Below are 17,552 nucleotides of genomic sequence, written 5' to 3' on the forward strand. Positions count from 1 at the left end.
TAACATAAGATTGCCGCTGAAACAGGTGGAGTAGCATAGACCATAGTATTAGAACTCAGGCGCTAATTAACTCACACTGAACTAGCGATATTGCGCGGCAGAGTTTGCATAGACGGGATAAAGTAAAATGCGATATAGATCACAAACACTTAAAATGGCATGATTTTCATCATATTGATTTACATATTGAAAACACTATTTTGATACCTTTATTCAATAGTATGATCACAATATTCAGTTTACCTTCTTTATCATCAACTTATTAACATTCAAATCTTCATCAATACCGCTTTACAAGGGCAGAGATTGATTTCGAATTTTAGGTTAAATCGTTTAGAATCCACTGCGCATTTTTAATGTTCAGCAATGACCTGTATCTTGGCCTTACCAAAGCCTTGATAGGGAGAGCGCTTTTTTAACGTCTTATAGAAGGTAAGTATTGATGACTGAAGCCTATCAGAATCGCTTTGGTGGAATTGGCCGTTTATACGGGCAAAAGGCGTTAGCAAAATTTGCCCGTTCCCATGTGGTGGTAGTTGGTATTGGTGGTGTAGGAACTTGGGCCGCAGAAGCATTAGCACGCAGTGGTATAGGGCAAATTAGCTTAATTGATCTAGATGATATCTGCGTGACCAACACTAATCGCCAAATCCATGCATTAATATCAACAATTGGCCGCTCAAAAGTTGCAATAATGGCACAACGGATCCGTGATATTAATCCTGATTGCCAAGTTAATGAAATTGAAGATTTTATCACTATTGATAACCTAGGTGACTATTTACTTTGCGCCAAAGAAGGCGGCAACATCGATTATGTTATTGATTGTATTGATGCGGTGAAACAAAAAGCGGCCCTTATTGCTTGGTGTAAACGGCAAAAGATCAAGATAGTGACAGTCGGTGGCGCGGGTGGTCAAACCGATCCTACCCAAATTCAACTCGCCGATCTCGCTAAAACTTATCAAGATCCTCTGCTGGCTAAAGTGCGTAATATTTTACGCCGTGAATATCACTTCTCTAAAAACGTGCAACGTCGTTTTGCTATAGATGCCGTATTTTCCAGTGAACAGTTAGTGTATCCCCAAGCAGATGGTTCGGTATGTAACGCTAAGGCAACCGCCGATGGTAGCATGCGAATGGATTGTGCTTCCGGCTTTGGTGCTGTCACTATGGTCACAGGCACCTTTGGTTTTGTCGCTGCAAGCCGAGTATTATCAAGGTTGGCACACATTGCCAATGAGGCCGACCAATAAGATAAGCTAAAAATCGCTTATATTTGAAACTCGTGATACTGATTAAGCGGAGCTAAGTCACATTGAACAAAAGGAAGACTGATGTTGAACTGCGCACCACCTAAAGAGGCATCGGCTTGGTAACTCATAGTGCCATTTAATAAAGTTGCCGCATTGAATGCGGCTGATAGCCCTAATCCCGTCCCGCCCTTACTTCTACTCGTTGTAAAAAATGGCTCGAACATATGCTCTGCAACTTCTGGCGGTATTTTTACCCCATTGTTTTGTATGCTTATATGAACAAAACCTTCATCAATGCTCGCATCTATTTGAATAAGATTATCCTGTACGAGAGCAGCTTCTCGAGGTTGGAATGCATGGGTAAACGCATTGGAGAGAATATTGCTGACCATTTGATTAAGTAAACTTATGTTTGTTTTAATGTTTAACTCCGGCTCAACAAGGATATTTGCTTTAACCTCGATATTGGGATGCATCAGCAATGACGATTCAAAAATCTCATTAAGCTGCTCATGTAAGTTAAAGCATTGATGTTCTTCTTGACTGCGATCAATTGCAATCGTCTTAAATTTTTGGATCAAACTGCTTGCTTTGCTGATATTGCGAACAATCAACTCACAGCTCTGTTGGTATTCATCCAAAATGGCATTGATTTCATCCAAGGTTGCGTGCTCACTATGGATCAGTTCAATAAGCTCGTCGATATGACTAAGTTGTGCGCTCGCGGCAGTAAGACAAATGCCAATCGGTGTATTTATTTCATGGGCAACACCTGACACTAATCCTCCCAATGCCGCCATTTTTTCTTGTTCAACCAATACCTGCTGCGCACGTTTTAATGCTGCAAGGGATTGTTCTAATTCGAGGGTTCGTTCTTTAACTTGCCTTGCGAGTTCTTCTTTGTAACTACGTTCCAGTTTGAGGAGTCGCTCTCTATCTTCTAAGGCAATTTGTAAGTCGGCTTTAGAGTTTTTAAGTGCATCAAAGGAATGCCTCAATTGGTTCTGCATATTATTGATAGCATCAGCAACCTGCTTAAACTCATCAGCTTTTTCTTTTCGATCAAATTGGAGGGGCTCATATTCAACGTCAAGGTTGATCTGCTTACAGTAATGACTCAATTTATCGAGATGTTTGGTTATGTTGTACCACACTAAGAAAAGAATAAACCCAGCAACTAAGAAGGTCTTAATGCCATTAGACAATAGGATAAGGATTGCTTTGTCATAGAGGCGCTGAAAAATCGCATCCATATCCACTTGAACTTCTAGCATACCAACATTGATATTTTCAGTTGGTGATTTGTAGACTAAAGGAAAAACCCTATCGAGGGACTGCTCAGACTGCCGTGTTCCAGAACTCCAAGACTGGCCACTATCATCCCTAACCGAAATATAGTTAATATCAGGCAATTGGATAAGCCCATTTAACTGGGTATTAATTAACCGCTCATCTATCACCCACACACTTGCAGCCAACACATCTAAATTAGCCTTTTCAATGTTAGAAAAAACTCTATCGATACGATGAATATCACCTTGGTAATCGTTTACCAGTTGATAGGCTGTCGTCACTAAAGTGATCAAAGAGCTAAAGAGGATGATAGACAGAGTAAGATGCCTGCCTATCGGGCTTTTGATTAATTGGCTAAAGAATGTCAGCATCTTAAATTTTCTATGCACGAGAGCGGCTTGAGATGTTTATAAGCATAGACCCGATGCTTTAAATTGTGCATTTTATCCACCATAAAAATCCATCAATTACATTCCAACAAATGGCATTGAATTTGCTTATTAGTCAACAAGTTCAATTTTTTGTCACTGGGATAATGCTATGTTAAAACTCAAACTTGATTCAGTTAAGTTCTTTAGCCCTAAGAAAATGATGTTCAAAATCATGCTGTGGTTAATGGTGAGTTGTGTCGTTTTATTATCTATTCCACTCAATGTGTTAGAAATACTGGCACTTGATAAATTTGTACCTGAACACGCGCATTTTGTAGGTTTAGGACTCATCATTTCTATTGCTTATTTTTTAAGTCAATTGCTGAACTTAGGGCTAGATGAATCGATTCGCCATTTGAGTGATAAGCGTATTACCGAAACTATAGAAGCTAAAGTGAATTTGCTTGACCGCGCAGAGCGAGCACTTTTACGTGAGTTCTTCTTACAAGGTGCCACTATTTTGACTCTACCGCAAAATGAACCTGCTGTGAAAAGCTTGCTAAACGCCTGTATCTTAGAAAACCTTGGTAACGAACGTCATTACGCCATTCAAGGCCCTACGGCTGACTACAAAATTTCGATGAAAGCGCGCATCTATTTAAATCGCGATGTACTTCGGCTACCCGCAGGCGAACCAAGCCAAGAAGAAATGCAGCATTTGATCAAAGCAAGACCACAATTTTTGAATGGTCTAGTACAAAATCGTAAACATGCTATCTAGCACCAACAAACAATGTGTAGGTGTAGATTACGGACATAAAAAATGGGGGCTATCTAAGACCCCCATAATAATGTGCAATTTGTGACAAAGAATATAATAAACAATGGAAGCAAAAACTACGGCTGTTGTGCTGACTTCACAATAAACATCCAAGTGATATAAGAAATTATCCCTATTGTGCTAAAGATAACAATCATTGAGAGTAAACCGATAGGGTTACCAAACATTAAATCTAACCAAAATGCCATGACTGAGATCCTCGTTCCTGTGAAGTCCCCTCTAAACTAGCTTTCCTTATTTAACTAAACACTGATCCTGATCAATAAAAAACCAACATTGCCATACAAAACGCTCATCTTGGAAAAATTGTGTGACACGAATCAAGTTTGACCAAGAAAGTATTTAGTCATAGATCAAGGTATTACCTTTGTTTCTTATTGCGTTAACCGCTAGGATTAACTATCTCAGCCATCGAGATGCTAAAGAGACTGGTTCTGACACATAGATTCTCTCATTTCCGCCAATCAGTCCCATTTTTGAAGGAGCCAAAAATGACAGTTCAAAAGAACACGATCATATATCGTTCAACCTTCTTTCCTCTGTTGCTACTCGTTTATCCCCTTTATTGTCTAATCATAGATCGACATATCATTGCTACACTCTGCTTACTCCTGCTTGCAGCAGTATTATTTTTTTATATTTATAAACTGTTTAATAACCTAAGCAAACTTGAACATGCGGCCCGTCATCTAGGAGATGGGGATTTAAGTTACCAGGTAGATGAAAAAGATGCAGGCGTGTTTATCAAGGTTGTGCGTAGTATCAACCGCATGGGAGAAGACGTTAGTCGTACTATTTTGTCTCTGTCAGATACCTGCGAAGGAATGAAAAATGTTGCCTCAGATATCAAAGTTATCAGTGAGCAAGCAAAACAAGGCGTATTAGAGCAAGAACATCAAACTGAGCTCGCGGCGACAGCAATAACACAAATGGTTTCAACGGTACAAGCCGTCTCACAAAACGCGGCCAGCACAGCTAAGGCCGCTGATATGGCTCAGAACTCAGCCAAACAAAGTGATCACATCATGGGAAATATTGTCCATAAAATTAATGGAATGACAAAGCAACTCCATGACACTAAAAATGTTATTGAAAATTTAGCCGCCGATACAAATAACATCAGCAGTATTATCGAAACCATTTCACAAGTCGCAGAACAGACTAACCTACTCGCTTTAAATGCTGCCATTGAAAGTGCGAGAGCAGGTGAGCATGGCCGCGGCTTTGCCATTGTCGCAGATGAAGTGCGTAATCTTGCAAAGAGAACCTCAGAAGCCACGGTCGAAATTCAGCAACAGATTGCAGGATTACAAAAAGGAGCCCATAGAGGGCTTGAAGTCATGTTGCACAATGTCAGTCTTGCAGATGAAACAGCATTGATGGTTAACCAAGCACACCAGGCCCTCAATGATATTGCCGTTCAAGTTAATACTATTACGGATATGTCTCACCAAATAGCCACGGCCTCTGAAGAACAATATAAAGTTGCAGAAGAAATTAATAACAATATCTGTGCTGTAGCAAAACTCGCTCTAAACAATGCACATCGTACAAATAACACGAATTTATCAAGTCTTAAGGTGTATAACATGTCGCAGGAAATTGGCTCGTTACTACATCGATTCCACGTGGATAAAGCGTTATTTAATTCAAACCAAGCATTAAGTAAGTTATTTGTCACATGGGGGCCAGAACTTGATATAGGTATGCCAGAAATTAACCGTCAACATCAAAGGTTAGTCTCACTTATCAATGAATTACATAGGACATTAAGTGAAGACTATGGCCTAGAAGCAATAAAACGCATAGTACAAGGATTGGTGGATTACACTGCAAACCATTTTTCCTATGAAGAAGAACTATTTGAGCGTTTTGGTTATCCTCAAAGTGAAAGTCATAAAGAAAAACACGGGCAACTTGTGGGCCAAGTTCTTGATTTTCAGACACGTGTAGGAAAAGGAGAAGATGTTGCCGATGAGCTAATGTCTTTCTTGCGATCTTGGCTCGTTAATCATATCCAAAAAAGTGACAAGGAATATACGACATTTTTACTCTCACATGGCGCAGAATAATCTCAAGAGCATGATTTTTGAGCGGTTAAATCTAATTTATATGTTTGCCTAGGTAAAAGGCTTGCCATTGTCATGGGCAAAGGTATAATTCCCTGCACTTAGCGATAGCAAGATATTGTTGTCTCTAAGTGCAATAATGCCAGTGTGGTGAAATCGGTAGACACAGCGGATTCAAAATCCGCCGCCCTTAAAAGCGTGCCAGTTCGAGTCTGGCCACTGGTACCAATTCTTCATTAGAAGAATATAAAACCGACTAAGCGTCGGTTTTTTTGTATCTAAAATTCAGCTAATAATAGATGCGAATCCAGTGGTTGACTCACTTTCTCGCTTGATGTTTACTGCGACATCTTACGCATTTATAAAATGAGTTTATTAACATCTATAAAAAAGCCACCGAGCAGAAATAGCGTCAGTGGCCCTCGAATATACACAATCATTAGATGCTAAGTGATGGTTCTCCACCCTCACCTAATTCAACACTATCAACACGCTGCAAGCCACGCGGTAATTTAGCCCCACGACGACCACGTTCCCCTCGATAGTGTTCAAGATCACTCGGCTTTAAGGTCAGTTTTCGTTTACCCGCCCAGAGAGTCACAGAAGTATCACTCGGCACGAGTTGTAGGTGTGTCATTAGCTCATCACGACTCTTCGCACGCTCAGAGGGGATACCGATAATCTTATTGCCTTTGCCCTTAGATAACTGCGGTAATGCCTCAAGGGAAAATAACAACATGCGTCCTTCGTTAGTAATCGCAAGAAGTGACATTTCTCGATTGCGATCGATTAACTTAGGCGGCAATGATTTAGCATTCGTTGGCAGGCTCAGTAATGCTTTACCTGCTTTATTACGTGACACCATATCGTTATAGGTACAAATAAAACCATAACCCGCATCAGTGGCTAACAGATAACATTGTTCCTCTTCACCCATGATCACGTGTTGCATCGTTTCACCAGGCGCCATATTAAAGCGGGTGGTGATTGGCTCGCCTTGGCTCCGAGCCGATGGCAGAGTATGGCTATCCGTTGCAAATGCTCGCCCTGATGAATCAATGAATACGGCAGCCTGATTGCTGCGGCCCATGGCACTACACAGATATTGATCGCCTGCCTTATAGGATAAGGATAACGGATCGATATCATGCCCCTTAGCACAACGCACCCAGCCTTTCTCAGATAATACAACGGTTACAGGCTCACTCGGCGTTAGCTCTTGTTCGGTTAAAGCCCGTGATTCATGGCGCTGCACTATGGGCGAGCGACGATTATCGCCATAGGTTTCAGCATCTTGAATTAATTCTTTCTTGATCAAGGTCTTTAACCGCCGCTCAGAACCTAATAACTGTTCCAACTTTTCGCGCTCAGCTTCGAGTTCATTCTGCTCGGCGGTGATCTTAAATTCTTCTAACTTGGCTAAATGGCGTAACTTTAATTCGAGGATCGCTTCTGCTTGCTTATCAGTTAGCGAAAAACGCGCCATCAACTCGACTTTTGGTTCATCGTGGAAACGAATGATTTCAATCACTTCATCGATATTGAGGAAAGCGATCATCAAAGCTTCGAGTATGTGTAACCGAGAAAGCACTTTATCTAAGCGATATTCAAGCCGACGTTTAACCGTGTCTACGCGAAATTCTAGCCATTCGGTTAAGAGTGTTTTTAAACCTTTCACCCGTGGGCGACCGTCTAGGCCAAGTACGTTTAAGTTCACTCTGAAGCTTTTTTCTAAATCTGTGGTGGCAAATAAATGTGCCATTAGCTGATCACAATCGACACGGTTTGAACGTGGCACCACCACTAAACGCACTGGATTCTCGTGATCCGACTCATCGCGTAAATCGGCCACCATAGGCAATTTCTTCGCCTGCATTTGACCTGCGATTTGCTCTAAAATCTTGCCGCTACTGGCTTGGTGTGGCAAAGCGGTGATAATAATTTCACCACTTTCAACAGTATAAACCGCACGCGCTCGCAATGAACCACGACCGGACTCATAAATTTTTGCGATATCGGCAGACGGGGTAATAATTTCGGCTTCTGTCGGATAATCAGGTCCTGGCACATAGCTCATCAATTGTTCAAGTTCGAGCTTTGGATCATCGAGCAAGGCTACGCAGGCAGAAACTAATTCTCTGACATTATGAGGCGGAATATCCGTCGCCATTCCCACGGCAATGCCTGTAATACCATTAAGTAAAATATGCGGTAAACGAGCCGGCAATACTTTGGGTTCTTTCAGTGTTCCGTCAAAGTTTGCCCCCCAATCAACGGTGCCTTGGCCCAGTTCACTGAGTAACACTTCTGAAAACTTAGATAAACGCGCCTCGGTGTAACGCATCGCTGCAAATGACTTAGGATCATCGGGTGCCCCCCAGTTACCCTGTCCATCAACGAGGGGATATCGATAGGAAAATGGCTGCGCCATCAATACCATGGCCTCATAACAGGCACTATCACCATGGGGGTGATACTTACCCAATACGTCACCCACAGTACGGGCGGATTTTTTATGCTTAGACTGAGCCGATAGCCCTAGCTCACTCATGGCATAAATAATTCGGCGCTGCACAGGCTTAAGCCCATCACCAATATGTGGCAAGGCCCTGTCCATAATGACGTACATGGAATAGTTCAGATAAGCCTCTTCGGTAAAGCGCCGCAATGGCATTTGCTCTACCCCATCTAAACTTAACTCGATTGCGTCACTCATTTTCTTCTAGTTCCTGTGGTTCTTCAGTACTATCGCCACCTTTAAAGAACAAGCGATATACGTTACCTTTTAAATCATCTGATATGTACATAGCCCCATCATCGGCTGATAACAACGCATAAGGGCGAGCAACGGGGAATTCTCCGTCGAGAAAACTGACTACGGTTTCACGACTCACAACCTGTTGATTTTCAATCTTAAGCATCACAACTTGGTAACCTACTTTACTAGAGCGGTTCCAAGAACCATTTTCGGCGATAAATAGTTGATTGTGGAAAACTTCTGGAAATTGAACACCGCGATAAAAAGCCAGCCCTGTCGGTGCTACATGGGCAGGTAACTCATAAATAGGAACACTAATTTTTAAGTTTTTAGGCTTTTCGTAAGCGGGCTCAATAACAGAGGTGGCATGTAAATAAGGAAAACCATAGTGGCTTCCGATAGAATCAACACGGTTGATTTCATCGGGGGGTAAATTATCCCCCATCCAATCCCGCCCTTGATCGGCAAACCACAGTTTACCGTCGATGGGCGACCAATCAAACCCAGTAGTATCACGGACTCCAGAGACAATCTGCTCATTTGCTCCTGTATCGACATTAATCGCGATTATGCTGCTGTAGGGGGCTGGTGCTTCACACACATTACAGGGTGCGCCGATAGAGATATAAAGACGACCATCGGGACCAAAATTCATTGCTCTGGTACTTTTTTTATCAGAGGCAGGCAGATCGCTGTAGATTTCTTTCGGGCGACTAGGACGACGCAGACGCTGCTCTATATCAATAAAGCGCATAACCCGATTCTCGGTTGCCACAAACAGATCGCCATCGTAAAAGGCAATTGCTTCAGGAGATTTTAAACCTTTTGCAATCACATAACGCTTATCAACTCGGCCATCTTGGTTACTATCGACCAAGGCATGGATGGTGCCACTTTTATGAGAGCCCACAAATAAGGTGCCATTTGATCCCATCGCTATCTGTTTGGCATCCCCCAAATCAGAGGCGTAAAGGGATAAACCAAATCCCTTCGAAACGGTAATCATCACCGATTGAGATGCAGCTACCGCGCTGTGAATGGGGAGTAAAATCACAGAGACGAATAGAACTGTATAGGCTGAGAACACCTTTAAATAATTATAATTATTGGTTTTTATATACAACATTGTAATTTTCTTTATGCCTATGTTTTATCGTTATCGGCAATAATGCACAACATTAAAGTAAAGCCATGTCACCCTTATCTTCGAGCCAAGATTTACGGTCCGGAGAACGTTTTTTCGCAAGTAACATATCCATCAAAGAATCAGTTTCTTCCACATCATCTATCGTCAACTGTACTAAACGACGGGTATTAGGATCCATGGTTGTTTCACGGAGCTGTAAGGGGTTCATCTCACCCAAGCCCTTAAAGCGCGTCACTTGAACTTTTCCTTTTTTATTTTCAGCGCTAATACGGTCAAGAATACCTTCTTTTTCAGCCTCGTCTAAGGCGTAGTATACGTCTTTACCTATATCGATACGAAAGAGTGGCGGCATAGCAATATACACATGACCCTGTTCGACCAATATACGGTAATGCTTCAAAAATAGCGCACAGAGTAAGGTGGCAATATGCAACCCATCGGAGTCCGCATCCGCCAAAATACAAATCTTGCCATAACGCAACTCTGAAATATCATTGCAATCGGGATCACAACCAATAGCCACTGAAATATCATGCACTTCTTGAGAAGCCAATACTTGAGAAGCGTCAACTTCCCAAGTGTTAAGGATTTTACCACGCAGCGGCATAATCGCTTGAAACTCACGATCCCGAGCCTGCTTCGCACTACCGCCTGCGGAGTCCCCTTCGACGAGAAATAATTCGCCCCGCATCGGATCTTGCCCGCTACAATCCGTCAATTTCCCTGGTAATGCGGGGCCTGACGTCACCTTTTTACGCGCCACTTTTTTTGCAGCTTTAAGACGACGCTGGGCATTGTTAATGCATAATTCCGCTAAAGATTCAGCTAATTCCGTATTCGAGTTTAACCAGAGTGAAAAAGCATCCCGTACTATACCTGAAACAAAAGCGGAACACTGGCGGCTGGAGAGTTTCTCTTTAGTTTGCCCAGCAAATTGCGGATCCTGCATTTTTACCGACAGAATAAACGCAGCTCTGTCCCAAATATCTTCTGGTGATAATTTAATGCCACGGGGGATCAAATTACGGAACTCACAGAATTCCCGCATAGATTCGAGCAAACCTTGACGAAATCCATTCACATGGGTGCCACCAAGTGGGGTAGGAATGAGGTTAACATAACTCTCATTGATGGATTCCCCCCCCTCTGGCAACCAAGTAATGGCCCAGTCGGCTGCTTCAATTTTCCCCTTAAAACTGCCAACGAAGGGCTCTTCGGGTAACATGACGTTATCACCAACAGCAGCCTTGAGATAATCGGTTAAACCGCTTTCGTAAAACCATTCATGGACTTCATTGGTCTGCTTATTGGTGAATTTTATCCGCAATCCAGGACACAGTACGGCTTTAGCTCGCAACAGATAAATGAGTTTTGAGTTGGAAAAATTTGCAGAGTCAAAATAGCTCGCATCGGGCCAAAAATGCACGCGCGTGCCGGTATTACGACGACCACAGGTTCCTGTGACTTTTAACTCTTCAACCTTAAAACCATGTTCAAAAGCAATATCATAAACTTGACCATCACGACGCACTGTAACTTCAACACGGCGCGATAAGGCATTAACAACCGAAATACCAACACCATGTAAACCGCCTGAGAACTGATAATTTTTATTGGAAAATTTTCCGCCTGCATGCAGTTTAGTCAGAATAAGCTCAACCCCTGGAATACCTTCTTCAGGATGAATATCCACAGGCATACCACGGCCATCATCAGTCACTTCAAGGGAGTTATCGAGGTGTAAAACAACTTCAATTTTGGTCGCATGACCCGCTAAGGCTTCATCGACACTGTTATCTATGACCTCTTGGCCTAAATGGTTAGGTCTGGAGGTATCGGTATACATACCTGGACGGCGTTTAACAGGATCGAGTCCGTTAAGGACTTCAATGGCGTCAGAGGTGTATTGATTCGTCATAGTGTACGCTATAAGTTGTTATATCCGGCCATGTTGCGGCTCTGGATGTCGGTTTGTCAAGGTAAGTGTAAAAATTGGCTTATAGTTTGCAGATAGTGCTCGTAACCTACAAAACTGTGATCTCCAGCCGCTTCAATCCGTAATTGGCAGTGATGGTATTTACTCAGTGCTTCACGGTAATCGAGCACTTCATCGCCGCTTTGCAATAGTACCAAAAAACGATCTGGATTACGGATAACTGGCGTATTAAATTCAGCGACCTCCATCTTATGTTCAGGCAATACTTGGTAGTTTTCTCCTGTATAAGGATTAAACTGTGGCCCCATAAATTCATCAAACAACTCAAAAGGTTTTACCGCAGGGTTAACTAATACCGCTCGGCCACCATAATGTTCGGCTAAATAACTGGCGAAATACCCACCCAATGATGAACCAATATAGGTAAGTGGTTCATCATCCTTCAATGCCGCTTCCACATATTCCAGTAAAAGTGCCATTGCGGCCTTAGGAGTATTCGGTAATTGGGGTTGATGAAAGAGAACGGACGGATGATGCTGCGCCATATATTGCGCAGTCATTATCGCTTTATCTGAAAAAGGTGAACTGTTGAATCCGTGAATATAGAGCAGCATAGTTCCTCAAGCTGCGGTCACTCGCGTTAATAACCGCTGGAATCATTATCGGGGAAAAAATGGTTACCCGGTACGCGATAAACATTAGTGCCGATGCTACCATCGGCCTTCAACTCCAGCAAACGATAACCGGGTTGCAAACCATCTAAGGCAAAATAAGGTGATAAAGGCTTAAATTGGATACAGGTAGAAGGCGTCGCCATAAGCTGTAGCGCACCATGCGGCCCTTCATAGTGAGTATCAATTCGCTGATGCACATGCCCCCAGAGTAATCCCTTAACTTGAGGATACATTGCCACACGCTCTAAAAACTCAGCACCATTATCCATGCAATGTTGATCTAACCAAGTACAGTTAACCAAAATCGGATTATGGTGCATCACCAGTAAAGTGTAACATTCAGGGTGCGCCGCAATGGCCTGTTCAATAAGTTCAAACTGGCTCTGCGCCATATGACCACCGGGTTTTCCACGAACCGTGGAATCCAGCATTAAAATTTGCCACTTGCCAGCAAGGATACGCTGCTGCCCAAAAATCTGCTCACCTTGCATATGCAGATACATAATACGCGGATCATCATGATTTCCGGGAAGATAATGACAAGGCAAACCTACCGGCGTAACAGCTCTAACAAACTGCTGATAAGACTCAGCCGAATAATCTTGGCTTAAATCTCCCGTGGCTAACATGATATGTGCCGGATAATCGACCGCCCGAATGGTATTAAGCACAGCAGCAAAACTTTTGCTGGTGTTGACTCCAAGTAGCTGGGCCTCAGGATCGGCAAAGAGATGCGGATCAGTGACCTGCACTATACGCACACTTTCCCCTTCAGCTATGGAGTAAGAGACTGCCTCTTTCAGCACATTGAATACCCAAATTCTAAGACTGGCATACTAAACGTTGTTGGTTACCAATCTTCAACAACTCCTCCAGGAATGCATTTACCTGGTACTTTTCATCACTATGATACATGCGTAAATTGGGATAATCATACACTGGGCGTAATTGGTAAATCTGTTGACCAGTTAACACTTCTGCTAATTTAGCATCGTGATAAATTCTCACTAACACCTTGGGAGTATTGACAAACTCGCCTGTTGCAAGCGGACGAGATATCTCAACCAATTGAGTATATTTGGTATTTTCTAAAATACGCACCACTAATATACCAAACTCACCTTTTAGCTGCCATGATTGACCGGTAGCAATATCCAGCGGTAACCATTTCAGCATATAGCCATAATTGCGGCCGCAAAGAGCCAAGAAATCACTGACATTCGGTCGATAGCGTGGTTTTTGATGCGAAGTGGAGGTAGCCACATTATTTCCCACTTAAACGAGTTGCTGATAGTTTAATTGCAACCATTGCAATCCAATAACGGTCGATGCATTGTCGATTTCTCCCGCCACCACACTATGATAAGCGTGCTCACGGCTCACAACATGCAATCGGATATCTTCATGTTCTTCAGCTAATCCATGCAATCCACAGGCTTGGGTTGAATCCACTTCAGCCCAATAAAAATAAAAACGCTCAGTACTGCCACCAGGGCTCGCTAAGTAGCTGTTAACAAAATGAATACTTCTAGCAACAAGGCCCGTTTCTTCAAGCAGCTCACGATGAGCAACATCGATTGCTGTCTCTGTGGGCGCAATCATACCCGCGACTAACTCCATAAGCCAAGGAGATTTAGTGGTCGCTAATGCAGGAAAGCGCACTTGTTCAATTAACACAACTTGATCGCGCTGAATGTCATAGGGCAATACCACCACAGCGTGACCCCGCTCGAATACCTCGCGGATGACAGGTTGACTCCAACCACCGGCAAAAAGTTTGTGCTTAAAAGTGAACTGTTCTAGCGCAAAAAAGCCTTGATATAGGGATTTTTTATCGAGAATTTCAATATCCATTTGCGAAAAAACAGGGGGTTTCATACTCTATCCTTAAAAGTTAAATTTGCGCCTATTATCAAGGCAATTTGACACATTTTTAAAATAAAATCTGTTACACTTCGCATTTGACTTGCCAGTGTCAGAGTTTTTAGACTCTACATCATTAAGTTTTAGCTGTATCGGGAAGCGTCGGGAAGCGCAAACCGCCTTGGTAAAGGCATTACTTAGTCTAAACGAAGTTAAAATATTTCTCCTTTGGGAGATTTTGTCTAATAAGGACAGCAAATGAAATTTAAGATCCGTTCTTTATGCGCAGCATTAACTCTCGCAGCTTCCGCTCAAGCGGTACAAGCAGATGATTTACTGCAAATTTATCAACAAGCACTGACTAACGACCCTCTCGTGTTACAAGCTCAGGCGCAACGTGATGCTTTATTTGAAAAGATTGAGCAAAACCGTGCGCCTCTGTTACCAACACTGAGTGCAAACGTAGGGTATGACAAAGCCTGGAATGACCCTAGGGATAATACCAGTGGTTTAACGGGTGGTCTTAAGTTAAATCAGGTCATTTATGACCACAGTGCTTGGGTAGGTTTAAGCCTTGCAGAGAAAGCCGCTTCTCAAGCTGATTCAAACTATGCATCAACGCTACAAACCTTGATTACTCGCGTGACTAAAGCCTACTTCGATGTGTTAACGGCCAAAGATAACTACGAGTTCCAAGGTGCAGAAAAACGCGCTATTGAACGTCAACTTGAGCAAACAAAACAACGCTTTGCTGTAGGTCTAACAGCAATAACAGATGTACATGAAGCTCAAGCTCAATATGACCTAGCGTCTGCCAGCGAGATCCTTGCTGAAAACGATCTTGCCAATAGCTACGAAGCACTGCGTGAAATCACAGGTATCGATCACAAGACTCTTAATGTGCTAGATACAAATCGTTTCTCAGCCGTGACTCCAGCCCCTTCATCACCAAGTGAATGGCTAAAGATCGCTGAATCAAACAGTGTTGATCTAATGACCCAACGCATTGGTAAAGATATTGCTCAGGAAACCATCAGCCTTTACAAAGCGGGCCATATGCCATCCTTGAGCTTAAGTGCTGGTTATAATAAAGGGCTTGAGCAAAAAACAGGCAGTGTTAACGATCCTGATTTTGATAATGTCAATGTGGGCTTAAATTTAAGCATTCCCATTTTTGAAGGCTTTAAAGTGACCTCTCAAGTCAATGAAGCACAATATCAATATGTTGAAGCCAGTGAGAAACTTGAGCAAACCTACCGTAGTGTTGTCAAGAATGTACGCAATAACTACAACAACGTAGGCGCCTCAATTAGCTCAATTCGTGCCTATGAGCAATCGGTCATTTCATCAGAAAGCGCATTAAAAGCGACTCAGGCGGGCTTTGAAGTCGGTACTCGTACTATCGTTGACGTACTAAACCGTACCCGTGACTTGTATGACTCAAAACGTAAATTGTCTGATGCACGTTACAGCTACATTAATTCGATCGTTGCCCTAAAGAAAGCAGCAGGCACACTTAACGAAGATGATGTTATTGCCATCAATAGCGGCCTAAAAGCTGAGTAAGATTAGCACTAATGTCATTAAATAAAAAAACCGCCAATTGGCGGTTTTTTTATTTTCAGAATAAAGCTTAAAAAGTAATTTCTACACCTGCAAAATAGCCATCGAACTTAGTATCAGCACTGATCCCAGAAAAACTATTTACATCGAATAAAAACTCACGGTAGCCCACACGTACACGCGTATCTACTGCTAGGCCATCAAACTCCCACCCCAGACCTATGGCATAGTCATGGACATTCGATTCATTCACACCCAACATTAAATCCGCAAACCCAAATAAACCAAATCCAGGCATACCGATATGGGTGCTGGCATACCCCATAAAAATACCACTATCGACATCTTTTTCTTCTGGATGACCGGGATCTTGTACTCGCAATGATCCATTCATTAACTTGTAGGCTGCACCGAGGTCGAATGACAAAATATCGTTATCTAACAACTCGTAATACAGCACAAAATCTGTGTTACTTAAATCGGTATAGCTAGTCACATTACCGGAAAAGTCATGCCCATTAAAGGTAAAGTCAGCACCTGACATTTTTCCTTTTTGATCAAGACTATTTTCACGAATTTTAAGGTTTGGTACAAATGGCAATGGATGTTCAACAGCAATCCAATAACTACCCTGAGCCGATGAACTGTAATTAAAAGTTTGCTGTGGTTGCCCTTTATCTGCAAAAGTACCACTGGTATCTGCACGCCAGTAGTCACCGCCAAGTTTAAAACCAACCACTGTTGCTGCCTGGGCCGATGTGGCCATCAAAAATCCTAATACAGCACTGGCAAGGAGTGTCTTTTTCATAATTAACCTTGAGATAGCAAGTTCGTTAAATCAATCACCGCGGCATTCGCACGGGATACATAGTTAGCCATAACCAATGAATGATTAGCGACTAGACCAAAACCACTGCCATTTAGTACAACAGGGCTCCAGACGGTTTGCTGAGTCGCCTCCAATTCACGAATGATTTGTTTTAAGCTCACTTCAGCATTTTTCTTCTTTAAAACATCAGCAAAATCGACTTCTACTGCACGCATAAAATTCAGGAGTGCCCATGAAGCACCACGACTTTCATAAAACACATCATCAATCTTCCACCAGCTTGTTTTTATCTGATGGCTTGCCAAATTAGGCGTCGATTGACGCGCAGAGTTATCACCAGCTAAGTCCGTGTTCAATCTTTCCTGACCCACACTCGCCGATAAACGCTGTGACATACTGCCTAAACGTTTTTGAATTTCTTTTAACCATTCGTTGAGATTGTCAGCCCGTGCATAGAACTGTGCATCTTGATTGTTAGGATCCATCATGCGTGCACGATACAGTTTTAATAGTTTGACTGCATCACGGTATTCACTTTCTGCACTCGGCACTAACCAACTTGTATGGTCGATATTCAGCTTAGATTGTGCCTCACCCAAATCTTTATCCGCAGTAGACTGAGACTGTGAACGGCTAAACTCTTTACGCATGATAAGTGCTAAATCGCGAACTTGCTCTAACGCGCCAAATTCAAAGGCAGGCATATTATCCATAAAGATAGAAGGCGGTATCACATCGTTAGATAACCAACCGCCTTGTTTATCCAATAAGGTCTCCACCGTTAAGATCAGTGATGTGGTAGTGGCAAAACCAACAACATTCTTATCTGTTGCAGTGAGTTCTTGAGGCGTAAGCGTATCGGGTTCAATACTCCACCACACACTCACTGCATAGCAGATTAAGACTAAAAATAAACCGACTCCGGTGACTTGCTTCCATGTTATTTGCATCAA

At 42.6% G+C, this 17,552-nt stretch carries 15 protein-coding genes and 1 tRNA gene; 5 read left to right on the top strand and 11 right to left on the bottom strand.

Annotation, left to right across the window (positions count from 1 at the left end; genetic code table 11):
* The first annotated feature begins 442 nt into the window (after window positions 1-442).
* Complete coding sequence (gene tcdA, locus SPUTW3181_RS17620) at window positions 443-1,255, top strand: tRNA cyclic N6-threonylcarbamoyladenosine(37) synthase TcdA (protein WP_011790650.1); 813 nt, start codon at window positions 443-445, stop codon at window positions 1,253-1,255.
* Window positions 1,256-1,272: 17 nt separating this feature from the next.
* Here the strand turns inward: tcdA and SPUTW3181_RS17625 are convergent, their stop codons facing one another.
* Complete coding sequence (locus SPUTW3181_RS17625; RefSeq protein WP_011790651.1) at window positions 1,273-2,919, bottom strand: ATP-binding protein; 1,647 nt, start codon at window positions 2,917-2,919, stop codon at window positions 1,273-1,275.
* A 169-nt stretch (window positions 2,920-3,088) separates the two neighbouring features.
* Between SPUTW3181_RS17625 and SPUTW3181_RS17630 the strand changes: the two genes are divergently transcribed.
* The gene (locus SPUTW3181_RS17630; protein WP_011790652.1) at window positions 3,089-3,700 is read left to right on the top strand and encodes a superinfection exclusion B family protein; all 612 of its coding nucleotides are present in this window, start codon (window positions 3,089-3,091) and stop codon (window positions 3,698-3,700) included.
* Window positions 3,701-3,816: 116 nt separating this feature from the next.
* On the opposite strand, the gene SPUTW3181_RS17635 is transcribed toward SPUTW3181_RS17630, so the two are convergent.
* Complete coding sequence (locus SPUTW3181_RS17635; RefSeq protein WP_011790653.1) at window positions 3,817-3,948, bottom strand: DUF3149 domain-containing protein; 132 nt, start codon at window positions 3,946-3,948, stop codon at window positions 3,817-3,819.
* Window positions 3,949-4,251: 303 nt separating this feature from the next.
* Between SPUTW3181_RS17635 and SPUTW3181_RS17640 the strand changes: the two genes are divergently transcribed.
* Together SPUTW3181_RS17640 and SPUTW3181_RS17645 are read left to right on the top strand one after the other, a co-directional pair.
* Entirely contained in the window at window positions 4,252-5,832 is a 1,581-nt protein-coding gene (locus SPUTW3181_RS17640) for a bacteriohemerythrin (RefSeq protein WP_011790654.1), read from the top strand.
* A gap of 138 nt (window positions 5,833-5,970) precedes the next feature.
* Window positions 5,971-6,057: transfer RNA gene (locus SPUTW3181_RS17645), tRNA-Leu, on the top strand.
* 211 nt (window positions 6,058-6,268) lie between these two features.
* On the opposite strand, the gene parC is transcribed toward SPUTW3181_RS17645, so the two are convergent.
* Genes parC through nudF form a run of 7 tightly spaced genes read right to left on the bottom strand, consistent with a single transcriptional unit; the run spans window position 6,269 to window position 14,222 of the window.
* Entirely contained in the window at window positions 6,269-8,545 is a 2,277-nt protein-coding gene (parC, locus tag SPUTW3181_RS17650) for a DNA topoisomerase IV subunit A (RefSeq protein ID WP_011790655.1), read from the bottom strand.
* Window positions 8,538-9,713, bottom strand: a complete 1,176-nt coding sequence (locus SPUTW3181_RS17655) for a PQQ-dependent sugar dehydrogenase (RefSeq protein WP_011790656.1) — start codon at window positions 9,711-9,713, stop codon at window positions 8,538-8,540. Before SPUTW3181_RS17655 ends, parC begins: the two co-directional genes overlap by 8 nt.
* A 52-nt stretch (window positions 9,714-9,765) precedes the next feature.
* The gene (gene parE, locus SPUTW3181_RS17660) at window positions 9,766-11,652 is read right to left on the bottom strand and encodes a DNA topoisomerase IV subunit B (RefSeq protein ID WP_011790657.1); all 1,887 of its coding nucleotides are present in this window, start codon (window positions 11,650-11,652) and stop codon (window positions 9,766-9,768) included.
* 56 nt (window positions 11,653-11,708) lie between these two features.
* Window positions 11,709-12,284: a YqiA/YcfP family alpha/beta fold hydrolase gene (locus SPUTW3181_RS17665; protein WP_011790658.1), complete on the bottom strand. Its 576-nt coding sequence runs from the start codon at window positions 12,282-12,284 to the stop codon at window positions 11,709-11,711.
* A gap of 26 nt (window positions 12,285-12,310) precedes the next feature.
* Window positions 12,311-13,150, bottom strand: a complete 840-nt coding sequence (cpdA, locus tag SPUTW3181_RS17670; RefSeq protein ID WP_011790659.1) for a 3',5'-cyclic-AMP phosphodiesterase — start codon at window positions 13,148-13,150, stop codon at window positions 12,311-12,313.
* Window positions 13,151-13,166: 16 nt separating this feature from the next.
* Window positions 13,167-13,607 carry a DUF1249 domain-containing protein gene (locus tag SPUTW3181_RS17675; RefSeq protein ID WP_011790660.1) on the bottom strand — a complete coding sequence of 147 codons (441 nt, stop codon included), beginning with the start codon at window positions 13,605-13,607 and terminating at the stop codon, window positions 13,167-13,169.
* A 12-nt stretch (window positions 13,608-13,619) separates the two neighbouring features.
* Complete coding sequence (gene nudF, locus SPUTW3181_RS17680) at window positions 13,620-14,222, bottom strand: ADP-ribose diphosphatase (RefSeq protein WP_011790661.1); 603 nt, start codon at window positions 14,220-14,222, stop codon at window positions 13,620-13,622.
* Window positions 14,223-14,465: 243 nt separating this feature from the next.
* Here nudF and tolC point away from each other — a divergent pair, with 243 nt between their 5' ends.
* The gene (gene tolC, locus SPUTW3181_RS17685) at window positions 14,466-15,773 is read left to right on the top strand and encodes an outer membrane channel protein TolC (protein WP_011790662.1); all 1,308 of its coding nucleotides are present in this window, start codon (window positions 14,466-14,468) and stop codon (window positions 15,771-15,773) included.
* Window positions 15,774-15,840: 67 nt separating this feature from the next.
* Here tolC and SPUTW3181_RS17690 read toward each other — a convergent pair whose 3' ends face one another.
* Both SPUTW3181_RS17690 and SPUTW3181_RS17695 read right to left on the bottom strand, forming a co-directional pair.
* A complete protein-coding gene (locus SPUTW3181_RS17690) occupies window positions 15,841-16,578 on the bottom strand; it encodes a TIGR04219 family outer membrane beta-barrel protein (protein ID WP_014609870.1) in 738 nt (245 codons plus the stop codon).
* 2 nt (window positions 16,579-16,580) lie between these two features.
* A complete protein-coding gene (locus tag SPUTW3181_RS17695) occupies window positions 16,581-17,549 on the bottom strand; it encodes a DUF2333 family protein (RefSeq protein ID WP_011790664.1) in 969 nt (322 codons plus the stop codon).
* Window positions 17,550-17,552 lie beyond the last annotated feature (3 nt).

The organism is Shewanella sp. W3-18-1 (assembly GCF_000015185.1).
GTDB classification, from domain to species: domain Bacteria; phylum Pseudomonadota; class Gammaproteobacteria; order Enterobacterales; family Shewanellaceae; genus Shewanella; species Shewanella putrefaciens.